This window comes from Marinobacter sediminum (assembly GCF_023657445.1).
Lineage (GTDB): Bacteria > Pseudomonadota > Gammaproteobacteria > Pseudomonadales > Oleiphilaceae > Marinobacter > Marinobacter sediminum_A.
Genome location: NZ_JAGTWY010000001.1, coordinates 1,205,457 through 1,218,761, shown reverse-complemented (window position 1 = coordinate 1,218,761; position 13,305 = coordinate 1,205,457). Strand labels below are relative to the sequence as shown.

The following is a 13,305-nucleotide window of genomic DNA, read 5'->3' as shown; positions in this document are numbered from 1 at the left end:
GGTTTTAACGGGTCTCGAGCACGTCAAAAGTCAGCCCGGCCTTGCTGGTCAGACGCTCCATCAGTTTACCGTCCAGCAGCGATGAAGGCGTCCAGAAGCCGCCCGGCTGGTCGGCTGGCAAATCGAAGGCCAGACACATGCCCGCTTCACCCAGCATCTTGCTGGTCGAGCCGTAGCCGGGGTCCCTGTCTCCTGTCACCTTGGTGATGATGGTCTTGCCGTCTGCTGTACGGCCAACAAACCGCAGATCGTAGTAACCTGCTTCCTGGGCCTCCGGGCTTGGACCTTCACCCGGCTGTGGTACAAACTTTTCTACCAGCCAGCGAGTGGGCTTGATGGCAGAGGCCGTGAAGAACGCGCCGAGGCCCCCTGTTATACCGTAAGCGGCCAGTCGCCCTTTCATTCCGCGGCCAGTCATCATGGCCTCGTCATAGGTGAACTCTTTGCCGTAGCGCGCGTTTTGCAGCGCGTTTGAACGGTGAACAATCCGGGTATTGATTGCGCCCATCACAAATGGTGCCAGCCAGGCATCAAACGTTTTGTCGTACTCGGCGCCTTTCAGGCTCGGCTGCCGCGTCTCAGACCGGTGATCCGGTGGGCAGATGGAAAACGGGTTGGCAAGCTCCTTGCGCAACTTCGGATCTGCCGCCGCTTCTTTGGCAATGTTCATCATCGATGCCACAGTGCCACCCGAGAACTCACCTTTCATAACCTTGACCCGCATGCGGACATCCTGGCAAGGCGTGCCAAAGAGCTCCTCTGACTGATTCTGCAGGAACCACACTCCCATATCCGAAGGAATGGAGTCGAAGCCGCAACAATGGACAATTCGGGCCCCGGAGGCCTTCGCCTCATCCTCGTAACGATCTACCATTTTACGGATCCACTGAACCTCGCCAGTCAGATCGCAGTAATCGGTTCCGGCGCGGACACAGGCCTGTACCAGTGGTTCACCATAGAGCGCATAAGGGCCAACCGTAGAAATAATGACACGGGTCTGTTCGCACATGCTTTTGAGGCTGCTCTCATCCGCGGCGTCGGCGAGAATGACAGGAAGCGCTGCTCCGTCTTTGCCTAACCCGTTTTTCAGCGTGTTCAGTTTTCCTTCAGAGCGGCCGGCAATAGCCCAGTTAACTGATTTACCCACTCCGTAGGTGTCGAGCAAATAACGAGTAAGTATCTGCCCTACAAAACTGGTGGCGCCGAACACAACCAGGTCGTAGGTCGTTTCTGCTGTTTTAGTCATTGCTCATCCTTACTGTACTGTGTGATTGAGTGTACGAAATGGGGTCAGGCGGCGGAGGCTGGCGCCCGAGCGCCCATAAGACGCATGAACATGGCAACACCGAGCCCCCAGAAGCCGTTCAACATCAAACCGCCCACCCAGGTTTGTGCCGAGACATCAAGCCCCTTCATGGGAAAGACCACCAGCATAGCGACGGCGGTCGGGCCAATAGCACCCAGCAGAACATGCCCCAGCCAGAACCCTATGCCGGCCAGGCGGCCGAGAATCAGCCAAAGTACAATGCCCCAGAGCCCGCCGAAGAAAGCCAGAGACACAACTGCCGGTACTCCGAATGGTGGAACGGGAGCCAGATTAAACGGTGCAACCGGGACCATACCGCCCAAATAGAACACCATAAAGAGACCCTGATGAAAAATAAGGGTTGCCAGGAAACCGGCAATCAATGCCTTGAACCAAACCATGATTTCTTCCTTTAGCGTTAGGTGGTCGGTCTTAACTGTTTGATTCTGCATAGTGACAGATCATACTGCAAACGATCTTGCCAGTTTTGCCGCCGGTCTACTTTCCCGGGCGCATTCCCACTGACGTCGTCCGGGCCAATCGCTTGTCATCCGTACTCAGGCAAACTGCAGGGCACCAATTGCACGATACCGTGGAGGTTCGATTTGACCACATTCCTGGTAATACTCAGCCTGCTACTCGTTCTTTTCAGCGGATTTCTATGCTGGCAGGTTCGGGAACAACGCAAGCTCATTGCCCAGATGATGGAGAGCGACAACATAACAGGCCCGGAGCAAGACCCGGAGCTCATTCTTACGTTACGGGTAGTGAATCCGATTGCCCTGGCCAAGCGCGAATCCCGGTCGGCCCGTGTGTTGGCAGACAAGCTGCCTGTGATGGTCCGCAAAATGGTTTATCAGGAAGTGATGAAGGAACTTGAGGAAGAACTGGCCGAACGGGAAATTGACGTGAAAATGCAGATTGAATATCGATAGGAGCACTGCATCATGATCACTACAGCCATTGCGTCCGCCCTGCTTCTCATTGCCACCGGTGGGCTCTGCTATGCCTATTGGCAGCTCCTGCTCTGCCGCAGACAGACCAGAATCCTGAACTCTCACCGCCGTGCAGCAAACAGTGCTATCCAGAAAAGCCGAATGGATCTTATGGAGGTTCGGAACCGGGCCAGACTTCTGGAAGATTCCGTGTCCGGCGGTGCCAGTGCCGTCGAAAAGCTGCATAAAGCTATCTCGAACACCACGTTTGGCCTGATCGACCTATTCTCCCGGGATGAAGAATTCCGGAAGAGCGCACGCAAGGCAAGGGAAACGCACGATGAGACCAGCCAACAAATCTATCGGACCGTGCGGACCACGAACAAGGCCCTGCACATCCTGGCGGATACCCTGATTATCGGGAAGGCGGAAAAGCGGATTGTCTCCAGAAAACCCGGAGAGAAAGGTTCTGCAGACGGTAGCCGCTGATTGCCTGGAATCACAACTTCTCAAAACGCTTCAGTACCACGTCCACGGTGACGTCCAGTGATTCAAGTGCGGCTGCTTTCTCAAGACCCTCGGCATTGGCCCGGTAAAGATGTGGAGTCATCGCCAGCAGGTCCGCAATCCGTTCCTTGTCAGGCAGGGAAACCTCAAATCGTAACGCTGTGGAATCGATCAGGCGAAAGCCATCAGGAGACATTGCCCCGGCCTCACCGGATGGTTTCAACTCGGGATAGATAACCTCACGCAGTTCCCGGAGGTGATCTGCCCCGGCATCAACCTGCACCAGTTGTCCACCGGGCCTGAGCACTCTGGAAAACTCGCTGTAGACCGGGAAACCAAACAGGCAAAGAACCAGATCAACCGACGCCTGCAAGGCTGGCAGGTTGGCGTTGCTTCCTACCACCCATCGTACCCGGCGATCCTGTTTTGCTGCCGCCAATACCGCCCATTTCGATATATCGACACCCATCAGGGAAAGACTGTTTTGGCCGTCAACGGAAGATGCCAGCCGGCGGAGGTAATACCCTTCACCTGAACCTGCATCCAGTATCGAGACAACTCGGTCAGTGGGCAGCGCTTCAATAACAGCGTCGTTTACCGCATGGGAAATCGGCTCGTAAAAACCTTCATTCAGGAATCTTTGGCGGGCGGCCACCATCTCCTTGCTGTCGCCAGGCTCCAGTGAGCGTTTCTTTTGAACCGGTAAAAGATGCACGTACCCCTGACGGGCCACATCAAAGCTGTGCCCATTTTCACAGCGCCAGCTTTTGTCTATGGGGGCGAGAGGGCATCCGTCCAGCGGACAGGCCAAAGCGTCAAAGGGGGTTATCGTCATTGCTCTCGTATCCGTTCAGGCATCCAGAAATCGTTTTCATGGGTGGTATTTTATGAGCACCCAACAAAAAAGGCACCCGTAGGTGCCTTTTTCAAGCTATTCAGAAAGTTACAGAACTTTCTTCAGCTCTTCTTCAAGCTGCGGAACTGCTTCGAACAGGTCCGCTACCAGGCCGTAATCGGCAACCTGGAAGATCGGAGCTTCTTCATCCTTGTTGATCGCAACGATCACCTTGGAGTCAGACATACCGGCCAGGTGCTGGATGGCACCGGAAATACCAACAGCGATGTAAAGCTGCGGAGCAACAATCTTACCGGTCTGGCCAACCTGCATGTCGTTCGGAACGAAGCCGGCGTCAACCGCAGCACGGGAAGCGCCAACAGCTGCGCCCATCAGATCGGCAACCTGCTCCAGCATCTTGAAGTTGTCGCCGTTCTGCATGCCGCGACCACCGGAAACAACGATACCGGCGCTTGCCAGATCAGGACGGTCAGACTTGGCCAGCTCTTCGCTTACGAACTGGGACAGGCCAGCGTCTTTTACAACGTCCAGTTGTTCAACGGCGGCAGAGCCACCTTCGCCAGCAACCGGGTCGAACGCGGTCGGACGAACAGTAACCACCTTGATGCTGTCACTGGATTTTACAGTGGCAATGGCGTTACCAGCGTAGATCGGGCGAACGAAGGTGTCTTCGGACTCCACACGCATGATGTCGGAAACCTGGGCAACGTCCAGCAGTGCAGCAACACGTGGCATGAAGTCTTTGCCCACGGTGCCAGCGGCGGCCAGGATGTGGCTGTAGCCCTTACCTACTTCGGCAACCAGCTCACCCAGGTTTTCGCCCAGGAAGTGACCATAAGCAGCGTTATCGGCAACCAGTACCTTGTTAACGCCTTCGGCCTTGGCAGCTGCTTCAGCAACGGCACCACAGTTCTCACCGGCAACCAGTACGTCGATGTCTCCGCCGATGGCCTTGGCAGCCGCTACAACATTCAGGGTAGCCTGTTTCAGGCTGCTGTTGTCATGTTCAGCAATTACAAGGATGCTCATTTAGATCACCTTCGCTTCGTTCTTCAGTTTATCGACCAGCTCAGCAACATCAGCCACTTTGACACCTGCCTGACGGGAAGCGGGTGCTTCAACCTTCAGAGTGGACAGGCGCGGAGCAACGTCGACACCCAGATCAGCCGGGCTCACCGACTCAAGCGGCTTCTTCTTGGCCTTCATGATATTCGGCAGAGAAGCGTAGCGCGGCTCGTTCAGACGCAGGTCGGTGGTAACAACCGCCGGCAGGTTCAGGGAAAGGGTCATCAGACCACCGTCTACCTCACGGGTAACGTTAACCTTGTCGCCTTCAACAACCACTTCGGAAGCGAAGGTGCCCTGAGCCATACCGGTCAGCGCGGCCAGCATCTGGCCAGTCTGGTTGTTGTCGGAATCAATGGACTGCTTGCCGAGAATAACCATTTTCGGCTCTTCCTTCTCGACAACAGACTTCAGCAGCTTGGCCGCTTCGAGAGACTGAACCTCTTCATCTGTTTCTACGTGGATACCGCGGTCCGCGCCCAGGGCAAGTGCAGTGCGAATCTGCTCCTGGCATGCTTTCGGGCCGATAGAAACCACCACGATTTCACTGGCAACACCCTTTTCCTTCAGGCGAACCGCTTCTTCAACCGCGATTTCACAGAACGGGTTCATTGCCATCTTGACGTTGGCGAGATCAACACCAGTGTTGTCCGGCTTGACACGCACCTTTACGTTGTAGTCGATTACTCGTTTTACAGCGACCAGAACCTTCATAGATTCCTCGTTCTTCTACGATGGGTTTAAAGACTCGCAATCAGAAACACTCTTTAAAGGACCCCGCAGTAGCGGTTAACAGAGCATTCTTGATTCCTGTCGTATCGGTATGAAGCTAGAATTATGGGCCTTCAGACCGAACGTTACAAACAGCTTCCTCACGCGGGGCCTGCTGTCACGGCGGACTAATACTGCAGGCAAAGGTTGAGCGGGTCAATAGCCCCGTTCGACGCGCCAGGAGCGTTTTTAAAGCCGATTGACCGGTGTTGACTCGGCATCGCCGTGAGACGATACTAAAAAACGACTCAGAACACACGATGTTTCGGTGTTCACGTACAATGCCAAAGGTCAGCCAGAATTTCAAACAAACGTTTGTTTGATTCTTCAAATACGCTATCCTTTTGTCTGGACGAGTTGGCGAATTCAGCCTTTTAGAGTCGTCTATAGGCATTTTTACCGGTATGATGACGCCCCTGAATTCGCCTGTGGGCACACAATATCCATTCAAGAAGTTTGAGGAGACCAACGTGGAACGCGAATCGATGGAATTTGATGTTCTGATCGTCGGCGGCGGCCCTGCTGGCCTGTCGGCAGCTTGTCGTGTCATGCAGTTGGCACAGGAAGCTGGCGATGAACTGACCGTATGCGTGGTAGAGAAAGGGTCTGAAATCGGCGCGCACATCCTGGCCGGTACTGTATTCGAGCCCACTGCCCTCAACGAGCTCTTTCCGGACTGGAAAGAAAAAGGTGCCCCGCTGAACACGCCGGTCACCCGCGACGATATTTTCCTGCTGAAAGACCAGGACAAAGCGACCAAGATCCCGAATGGTTTTGTGCCCAAGAACATGCACAACCACGGCAACTATATTATCAGCCTCGGTAACCTGTGCCGCTGGCTCGCCGAGCAGGCAGAACAGCTGGGCGTTGAAGTTTATCCTGGCTTTGCGGCTTCCGAGACCATCGTTGAAGATGGCCAGGTTAAAGGCATCATTACCGGTGACATGGGCGTAGCCCGTGACGGTTCCGAAAAAGACGGCTATATGCCGGGTATGGAGCTGCGCGCCAAATACACCCTGTTCACAGAAGGCTGCCGCGGCCACCTCGGTAAGCGTCTGGTCAACGATTTCAAGCTGGACGAAGGCAAGGATCCGCAGCACTACGGCATCGGTATCAAGGAGCTGTGGGATATTGATCCGTCCAAACACGAGCCGGGCCTGGTTGTGCATACGACCGGCTGGCCACTGAAGGAGAGCGGTTCCACCGGCGGTTCTTTCCTGTATCACCTGGAAAACGGCCAGGTTTACGTGGGCCTGATCACGGATCTTTCCTACAGCAACCCGCACTTGAGCCCGTTCGAGGAATTCCAGCGCCTGAAACTGCACCCGGAAATCAAAAAATATCTCGAAGGCGGCAAGCGCGTTTCCTACGGCGCCCGCGCGATCACCAAAGGTGGCTACAACGCCCTGCCGAAGATGAGCTTCCCGGGTGGCCTGCTGCTGGGTTGTGATGCCGGCACCCTGAACGGTTCCAAGATCAAGGGCTCCCACACAGCCATGAAGTCGGGCATGCTGGGTGCAGAGGCAGTTTTCGCGGCGCTCAAGGACGGCAAGAGCGGTGAAGAGATCAGCAGCTTCCAGAAGAAGTTTGAAGACAGCTGGCTGTTCAAGGAGCTATATGCGGAGCGTAACTTCGGCCCGGCCATGCACAAATTTGGCAACGTGGTGGGTGGTGCGATCGCCTTCTTTGAGCAGAATATCCTGCGCGGCAGTCTGCCGATTACCTTCCACGACACCACGCCGGACTATGCAACTATGAAGCCTGCTTCCGAGGCGAAGCAGATCAGCTATCCGAGGCCGGACAACAAGCTGACCTTTGACCGCCTGACCTCGGTGTTTATTTCAAACACCAACCATGAGGAAGATCAGCCGGTTCACCTGCAACTGACTGATCCGGAGGTCCCACTGCGGGATAACCTGCCAAAGTACAACGAGCCCGCGCAACGCTACTGCCCGGCCGGCGTGTATGAAGTGGTCGAAAAAGACGACGGCAGCGGCAAGAAGTTCCAGATCAACGCCCAGAACTGTGTTCACTGCAAGACCTGCGATATCAAGGACCCTGCACAGAACATCAACTGGGTGACCCCGGAAGGTGGCGGCGGCCCCAACTATCCGAATATGTAAGTTCGGATTCCGGTTAAAAACGGCCCTTCATGGGCCGTTTTTTTTGGCCTTCGGATTTTTCTTCAAGCCATAAAAAAACGGCTCCCGTGGGAGCCGTTTTCGATAACGCTTCAGAACAGCTTAGTGAGCGTGACCGTGCTCTTGCTCTTCGTCAGTCGCTTCGCGAGCTTCTACAACTTCAACGTCGAAGTGCAGAGTTTCGCCTGCCAGCGGATGGTTGGCATCGATGGTTACGGTCTCATCGCCAACTTCCACAACACGAACAACCTGAGGGCCGCCCGGAGTCTGTGCCTGGAACTGCATGCCCGGCTCGATGGTGTCGACACCTTCGAAAGCGGTAAGCGGAACCGGCTGAACCAGCTCTTCATTGACTTCGCCATAGCCTTCAGCAGGCTCTACAGATACCTTGACCTGATCGCCAGGGTTCTTTTCGTTCAGCGCACTTTCCAGTCCACCGATAATGTTCTGCGCACCTTCCAGGTAAGACAGCGGCTCGCGACCTTCTACACGGGAGGAATCAAGCTCTTCTCCCTGGTCGTTGGTGAGCGTGTAATGGATGGTGACAACACGAGGTTGGGCCATGTGATCTCCTTGCGAGTCGCAATGACTGTTTAGTTGAATTAAGGCAATCGAAAGTGATCTTGGACAGCCAAACTGCACAGAGGGACTAACGACCACCGGGCCTCGTTAGAGAGCCAGGCTCATAACAAGTATGAAAACACAGTTTAACAAGTGACATAGTGCGTTTTCTACCGTCATTTTTGGGGGCACCGTAGGGGTTTTCAACCACTCTGCCCGATTTTGTAGAAAATTCCGTGACTAAACACGCCCAGAACCGGGTGGCCGTCCTCATTTCTCTCTACAACATGCTCCGCAAGATCGTAATAGGCGGCAGTAACCAGGCGAGCTTCCACGCCATGACGAAGCCAGACAACCGGCCGGGGCTCTTGAGAGCCGGGGTAAGTGCCAATCTCGAGGGGATGGTGTTTGCCGATTTCCAGGTTTTCGCCCACGTTAGTGGTGAGTGAAATCACCTGCCGGTCGCCCTGCCCCTCCACCTGCAGCGAATGGGCCAGAAGCGGGGTGTCCTCAACCTGAATCCGCCACTTCTCTACCGGTGTCACCAGGTAATACTCGCCATCATCTTCCCGGCGCAGAATGGTGGAGAACAGCCGTACGATCGCTTCCCGTGCAAGCGGCTCGCCCTTGAAGATCCACTGCCCGTCCCGGCTGATGCGTAAGTCCATGTCGCCGGACAACTCGGGATTCCATTGTTCAAGAGGCGGATTGGCGGGATTTTTCACGGTTTCCTTAATCTGTGATGCAAGACTTTCCGGATTCGTGCTCATAAAGGTGGCTCCCGGCCAGGTGAATTACAACCCGCGCATCCATTCCGCCCGAAGTGGCGCTGCTCCGGGGTTGGTGATAGCCAGATTTACCTGGTCCAGCATTTTCTGCTTGTCCCGGCCCAGAGTGCCCTTGAGAACCAGATAATTGGAGGCGTGATCACTACGGAAGATCGTTTTCTCAAGTTCCAGGTTTTCAAGGAACAAACGAATCTCCTCAAACAGGCCCTGCTGGGACAACGGTACAAAATCGTCGCCAAAGCCCTCCCGGAAGCGCTCTTCGCCTTGCGGGAAGCTCACCACCAGCGTTGACAGATAATCCGGCTGGGTCTCGTTGCAAAGCGTGGCGGTGTTAATGGCATGTTGCCGGGAAAGCGTCTCGCCGCCCAGGCCATTCAGGACCATGACAGAACTGGTCAGGCCGGCTTCACGGATTTTAAGCAGGGCCGACCGGGTGGACTCCCAGGTTTCGCCCTTGTTGACCCGGCGCAGGATTTCATCGTCGCCGGATTCCATGCCGATATAGAGGATCTCTAAGCCAGCCTCTTTCAGCTGCGCCAGCTCTTCCACAGTTTTCTTTGCAAGGTTGCGCGGTAGGCAGTAGCTGGAAACCCGCTGCAGATCCGGAAAGGCACTCCGAAGCTGGCGAAGAATTTCGAGTAGCCGACGCGTGGGTAACACCATGGCGTCCCCATCCGCCAGGAAAACCCGGCGAACACCGCCCAGGCTCCGGGCTGCATTCTCAATGTCCTGGAGCACGTCATCCGGCTTACGGGCCCGGAACTTCTTCTGAGGCTGGGTGTACATCTCGCAGAACGTACATTTATTCCATGAGCAGCCATTGGTTACCGGGAGAATCAGGGATTTGGCTTCACTGGGCGGCCGGAAGACCGGCTCAACGTAATCAATCGGGAAGCTGTACATACAGAGGTCTCACTAAAAAATGTGCCGATGCGGTGAGAGATCAGGGCAAAAACTGGGCTTTCAAGTCCGCGCAACCGGGACCCACCACCGGCATATCGAGCAGAACAGCCTGGGAGGTCATGAACGGAATACCTCGCCGGTGACCATCCACCAGCAAAGTAGCCAGACTGCCAACAAAAGGCATATGGGATATCACCATAAGCGGCGACACCTCGCTTTCCAGTAACGCATCAAGGCACTGTCCCGGGTCATCGTCCGGGGTGATAAATGGCTTTTCTGCCACCGGGCAGTTCAGTATTTCCGAGGCAATGGCGGCGGTCTGTCTGGCCCTGATGTAAGGGCTGCTCCAGATCAGTTTCGGCCGCCAGGGAGATTCAGCAATTTGTGCGGCCGCTTCCGCGACATGATCTCTGCCAGACTCGGTCAGCTCACGCTCCTGATCCAGCGTGTGCCAGCCGGCTTCACCGTGGCGCATGATGAGCAATTGCACAGACAAACCTCCGCTCGATTGCCTTATTCGCTGATGGTGCGCGGCAGAATGAATTCCACATCGGAATTCTGAACAGCCATCATAAGACTGTTAATAACGGCACTGATGGAGGCTGTCCCATATAAAATCTCGTACAGGCCGCGCACCAGAGGCATATATATACCAATATCCGAAGACTTTTCCTGCACCAGTTTCAGGGTGTAGATGCCTTCTGCGACCTGCCCTAATTCGGCGACTGCGTCGTCCAGATTTTTGCCCTTACCTACAGCATAGCCAACACGGTAGTTCCGGCTCTTGGAAGACGTACAGGTGACAATCAGGTCGCCGACACCGGCGAGCCCCATGAAAGTCATCGGGTTAGCGCCCAGGCTAACTGCGAAGCGGCTCATTTCGGCGAGCCCGCGAGTAATAAGCATGGCCTTGGCGTTCTCGCCCATGTCCAGCGCCGTCGCCAGTCCAGACACGATGGCGTATATGTTTTTCAGTGCACCGGCCAGTTCGACGCCATAGATATCGACATTGGCGTAAACACGAAAATACTCACAGCCAAGCAGGTCCTGGACGGTACGCCGAACGTCCGGGTCCTTGGCAGCGATGACCGTTGCCGTCAGATCGCGGTTTACAATCTCACCGGCCAGGTTCGGGCCGCTCAGGACACCAATTCGGCAGCGAGGAATCTCCTCCTGGAGAATCTCACTCATGAGCTTGAAGCCGCGTTCCTCGATGCCTTTGGTGAGGCTGACAACAATCTGGCCATCGCGGAACTCATCGCTGTGCTCCCGGATAACAGCGCGAAAGGCCTTGCTGGGAATGGCAACAAAGACGACTTCCGCCCGATCGACGGCACCGGCGAGATCGGTGGTAGGAAGAATGTCTCCGCTGAGTTCGACATCCGGCATATAGCGGCTGTTGACGCGCGTATTCTGTATTTCCTCCACCTGGGCTTCATCACGCATCCAGAAATGAACGCGGTGGCCATTTTCGCCCAGCACCTTGGCCATGGCGGTACCGAAGCTGCCGCCACCAAGAACCGCAACGTCGTGTGCTGGCCCTCTGGCCCCGTTGTCTTGAGGCTCGTTCTTTTCAGGCATAATTAATCCGTTGTGTCGTCTGATCGGGTGAGAATCCGAATTGTACCCGTTATACAAGTCGCCGGAATGGTACCGGGTCAGCCGGGCTCTTCACATTCCAGTGCGCGCACCAGATTCTTGAACTCTTCCCTGTTCCGGCTGTTAAGCCCCATCAAAACCTTGTGCGCATCGAGAACCTTATCCCGAACCTGCTGTTCACTGGCTTTTAATACAGGAATTTCTTCAAGCTCTTCAATACGGGATGCGGGTTCGCGGACAATGATAAAGATCTTGTTGAATCCCATGGAAGTGATAATGCGGGTGATATCCGGGTTGGTGGAAATCAGTGTGGGCAGGAAGTGGCTTTGTTTCTGGGCCGCCATGGCAATCTTGGCCAGCAGACCCAGCGTGGTGCTGTCTATGATCTCCGTTTCCGTGAGATCAACCACCACTGTCTTGAACTCGGGATCCTCGGTAATAGACTCAACCAGATTGTCCAGCGTCGAACACAGGTTCAGCCGGATTTCCCCGATAAACTTCAGGACGTATATGCCCTGTTTTTCAGCTTGCAGGATCTTGTAACCAGCCATAGCCATGCTTCGCACTGCCACTATTTCGACGACGTGTTGTCGGTACCATTTATGGTATCAGTAACCGATACAATAGCGATATCGTCCGGTAACTCCGTAATCTCGTCGAGATCCAGCGCCTCGCTCAAAGATGGGATAGTGTGACGACCTCCTGATACGAGTTCAAGTAGCGTCCGTTCCTTTTCATCGAGACTTTTCGCCTTTATGACCTCCAGAATCCCGTCCGAGAACAGGATCAGGTGGAATGGTTTGCCTAAAGGCACCTCATAGACTTCCCATTCGGGGGTCTCGAACAAGCCCACCGGCAGCCCGGTACCCTCCAGGAAAGCAGTTTCTCCGCCCTCAAAAGAGAGAATGGGCATCGGAAAATGCGCGCCGACGGCATAGCGTAATGTACGTTTGCTGAGGGTAATTATGCCTACAAATACCGTGACGTGTTTTCCAAGCCCGGTGTCCAGTAGCTCTGAGTTGATACGCTCAAGAAAACGCTCGGGATAGAGAATGTCATCGCTGGACTCCCGGCGCAGATTACGCTGCAGGCGATTGGTCAGGTTTTTCAGCAGAACCGTCACAAAGGCAGAGCTTGCACCATGCCCCGATACATCCGCTATGTAGACCAGAACCTTGTCATCGGAAATGCGGAAATAGTCCAGGAAGTCGCCGCTAAGGTAAAGGGAGGGCTTGATCAGATGGTCTACCTGCAGCCCGGCCAAACCCTGATCACGATCCGGAAGCATTCGTAACTGAACCTTACGACCCGCACGCTGATCCGCCCGGAGTTCGGCGATACCATCGCGCAGATCACGGTTGGCCTCTTCCAGCTCCTGGCGGTACAGCTGATTAAGACGGTTTACGCGGACCCGGTCGAACAGCTTTTCAATGACGTCGTCGAGAGCGCCTTTGTCATCATTGCAGGGTTTGAGGACGAAATCTGCTGCCCCCGCCCGGAGCGCGCGGACCACGTCCGCGCTGGCTTCACTGGAGGAGCAGGCGACGACTGGTGTGAAAGTTTCGGCCTCTTCCAGCCGGTTAGCCAGATCCCGGATTGCTTCCGGGGACAGGTCTGCAAAGATGACATCCGGAATGTTATCTTCGAACAGAGAAACGGCAGACGAAAGATCCGGATAGCCGGTAACATAGAAGCCTCGGGCTTCCAGATAGCGGGACAGATCCGCACGTGCCTTTTTGTCGGCATCAATGATCAGTATGCGCTCGGTGCGCGAAGTCATGGTTACTGCCCTAAACTACCAGCGATAAACGGAAAATCGGCTTCAATAAGCCTATTTTGGCACGACCCTGTGATATAACAAGGCCAGTTTCGG

15 protein-coding genes are annotated in these 13,305 nt (G+C 55.1%); 3 read left to right on the top strand and 12 right to left on the bottom strand.

Features of this window, described 5'->3' with window-relative positions:
• Positions 1–4: 4 nt before the first annotated feature.
• Positions 5–1,246 (bottom strand): saccharopine dehydrogenase family protein, encoded by a 1,242-nt coding sequence (locus KFJ24_RS05835; RefSeq protein ID WP_250830126.1) that lies wholly within the window; start codon positions 1,244–1,246, stop codon positions 5–7.
• A 44-nt stretch (positions 1,247–1,290) separates the two neighbouring features.
• On the bottom strand, positions 1,291–1,707 hold the full coding sequence (locus KFJ24_RS05830) for a hypothetical protein (RefSeq protein WP_250830125.1): 417 nt from the start codon (positions 1,705–1,707) through the stop codon (positions 1,291–1,293).
• A 204-nt stretch (positions 1,708–1,911) separates the two neighbouring features.
• On the opposite strand from KFJ24_RS05830, the gene KFJ24_RS05825 reads away from it, so the two are divergent.
• Complete coding sequence (locus tag KFJ24_RS05825; protein WP_250830124.1) at positions 1,912–2,241, top strand: hypothetical protein; 330 nt, start codon at positions 1,912–1,914, stop codon at positions 2,239–2,241.
• A gap of 12 nt (positions 2,242–2,253) precedes the next feature.
• Entirely contained in the window at positions 2,254–2,730 is a 477-nt protein-coding gene (locus KFJ24_RS05820) for a hypothetical protein (protein WP_250830123.1), read from the top strand.
• 10 nt (positions 2,731–2,740) lie between these two features.
• On the opposite strand, the gene KFJ24_RS05815 is transcribed toward KFJ24_RS05820, so the two are convergent.
• From KFJ24_RS05815 to KFJ24_RS05805, 3 genes are all read right to left on the bottom strand, one after another.
• Complete coding sequence (locus tag KFJ24_RS05815; RefSeq protein WP_250830122.1) at positions 2,741–3,583, bottom strand: putative RNA methyltransferase; 843 nt, start codon at positions 3,581–3,583, stop codon at positions 2,741–2,743.
• Positions 3,584–3,691: 108 nt separating this feature from the next.
• Positions 3,692–4,633, bottom strand: coding sequence for an electron transfer flavoprotein subunit alpha/FixB family protein (locus tag KFJ24_RS05810; RefSeq protein WP_064230432.1), 942 nt, complete (start codon positions 4,631–4,633; stop codon positions 3,692–3,694).
• Positions 4,634–5,383, bottom strand: coding sequence for an electron transfer flavoprotein subunit beta/FixA family protein (locus tag KFJ24_RS05805; RefSeq protein ID WP_250830121.1), 750 nt, complete (start codon positions 5,381–5,383; stop codon positions 4,634–4,636). It abuts the gene before it with no gap.
• A gap of 527 nt (positions 5,384–5,910) precedes the next feature.
• Here KFJ24_RS05805 and KFJ24_RS05800 point away from each other — a divergent pair.
• Positions 5,911–7,563, top strand: a complete 1,653-nt coding sequence (locus KFJ24_RS05800) for an electron transfer flavoprotein-ubiquinone oxidoreductase (RefSeq protein WP_250830120.1) — start codon at positions 5,911–5,913, stop codon at positions 7,561–7,563.
• Positions 7,564–7,683: 120 nt separating this feature from the next.
• Here KFJ24_RS05800 and KFJ24_RS05795 read toward each other — a convergent pair whose 3' ends face one another.
• The 7 genes from KFJ24_RS05795 to KFJ24_RS05765 all read right to left on the bottom strand — a co-directional run bounded on the left by KFJ24_RS05795 (position 7,684) and on the right by KFJ24_RS05765 (position 13,212).
• Complete coding sequence (locus KFJ24_RS05795; protein WP_250830119.1) at positions 7,684–8,145, bottom strand: FKBP-type peptidyl-prolyl cis-trans isomerase; 462 nt, start codon at positions 8,143–8,145, stop codon at positions 7,684–7,686.
• Between the two features lie 200 nt (positions 8,146–8,345).
• On the bottom strand, positions 8,346–8,912 hold the full coding sequence (locus KFJ24_RS05790; protein ID WP_250830118.1) for a DUF1285 domain-containing protein: 567 nt from the start codon (positions 8,910–8,912) through the stop codon (positions 8,346–8,348).
• Between the two features lie 24 nt (positions 8,913–8,936).
• Positions 8,937–9,833, bottom strand: coding sequence for a radical SAM protein (locus KFJ24_RS05785; protein WP_250830117.1), 897 nt, complete (start codon positions 9,831–9,833; stop codon positions 8,937–8,939).
• A 40-nt stretch (positions 9,834–9,873) separates the two neighbouring features.
• Complete coding sequence (locus tag KFJ24_RS05780) at positions 9,874–10,323, bottom strand: SixA phosphatase family protein (protein WP_250830116.1); 450 nt, start codon at positions 10,321–10,323, stop codon at positions 9,874–9,876.
• A gap of 23 nt (positions 10,324–10,346) precedes the next feature.
• Positions 10,347–11,414: an NAD(P)H-dependent glycerol-3-phosphate dehydrogenase gene (locus tag KFJ24_RS05775; protein ID WP_250830115.1), complete on the bottom strand. Its 1,068-nt coding sequence runs from the start codon at positions 11,412–11,414 to the stop codon at positions 10,347–10,349.
• Between the two features lie 77 nt (positions 11,415–11,491).
• Positions 11,492–11,983 carry an STAS domain-containing protein gene (locus KFJ24_RS05770; protein WP_250830114.1) on the bottom strand — a complete coding sequence of 164 codons (492 nt, stop codon included), beginning with the start codon at positions 11,981–11,983 and terminating at the stop codon, positions 11,492–11,494.
• Between the two features lie 20 nt (positions 11,984–12,003).
• Entirely contained in the window at positions 12,004–13,212 is a 1,209-nt protein-coding gene (locus KFJ24_RS05765; protein WP_250830113.1) for a PP2C family protein-serine/threonine phosphatase, read from the bottom strand.
• Positions 13,213–13,305: the final 93 nt, after the last annotated feature.

Bases quoted from the DNA above. Each gene is read 5' to 3' on its own strand.
- KFJ24_RS05805 (WP_250830121.1), bottom strand. From the start codon at position 5,383: ATGAAGGTTCTGGTCGCTGTAAAACGAGTAATCGACTACAACGTAAAG.
- KFJ24_RS05830 (WP_250830125.1), bottom strand. From the start codon at position 1,707: ATGGTTTGGTTCAAGGCATTGATTGCCGGTTTCCTGGCAACCCTTATT.
- KFJ24_RS05765 (WP_250830113.1), bottom strand. From the start codon at position 13,212: ATGACTTCGCGCACCGAGCGCATACTGATCATTGATGCCGACAAAAAG.
- KFJ24_RS05785 (WP_250830117.1), bottom strand. From the start codon at position 9,833: ATGTACAGCTTCCCGATTGATTACGTTGAGCCGGTCTTCCGGCCGCCC.
- KFJ24_RS05775 (WP_250830115.1), bottom strand. From the start codon at position 11,414: ATGCCTGAAAAGAACGAGCCTCAAGACAACGGGGCCAGAGGGCCAGCA.
- KFJ24_RS05770 (WP_250830114.1), bottom strand. From the start codon at position 11,983: ATGGCTGGTTACAAGATCCTGCAAGCTGAAAAACAGGGCATATACGTC.
- KFJ24_RS05835 (WP_250830126.1), bottom strand. From the start codon at position 1,246: ATGACTAAAACAGCAGAAACGACCTACGACCTGGTTGTGTTCGGCGCC.
- KFJ24_RS05820 (WP_250830123.1), top strand. From the start codon at position 2,254: ATGATCACTACAGCCATTGCGTCCGCCCTGCTTCTCATTGCCACCGGT.
- KFJ24_RS05795 (WP_250830119.1), bottom strand. From the start codon at position 8,145: ATGGCCCAACCTCGTGTTGTCACCATCCATTACACGCTCACCAACGAC.
- KFJ24_RS05790 (WP_250830118.1), bottom strand. From the start codon at position 8,912: ATGAGCACGAATCCGGAAAGTCTTGCATCACAGATTAAGGAAACCGTG.
- KFJ24_RS05815 (WP_250830122.1), bottom strand. From the start codon at position 3,583: ATGACGATAACCCCCTTTGACGCTTTGGCCTGTCCGCTGGACGGATGC.
- KFJ24_RS05810 (WP_064230432.1), bottom strand. From the start codon at position 4,633: ATGAGCATCCTTGTAATTGCTGAACATGACAACAGCAGCCTGAAACAG.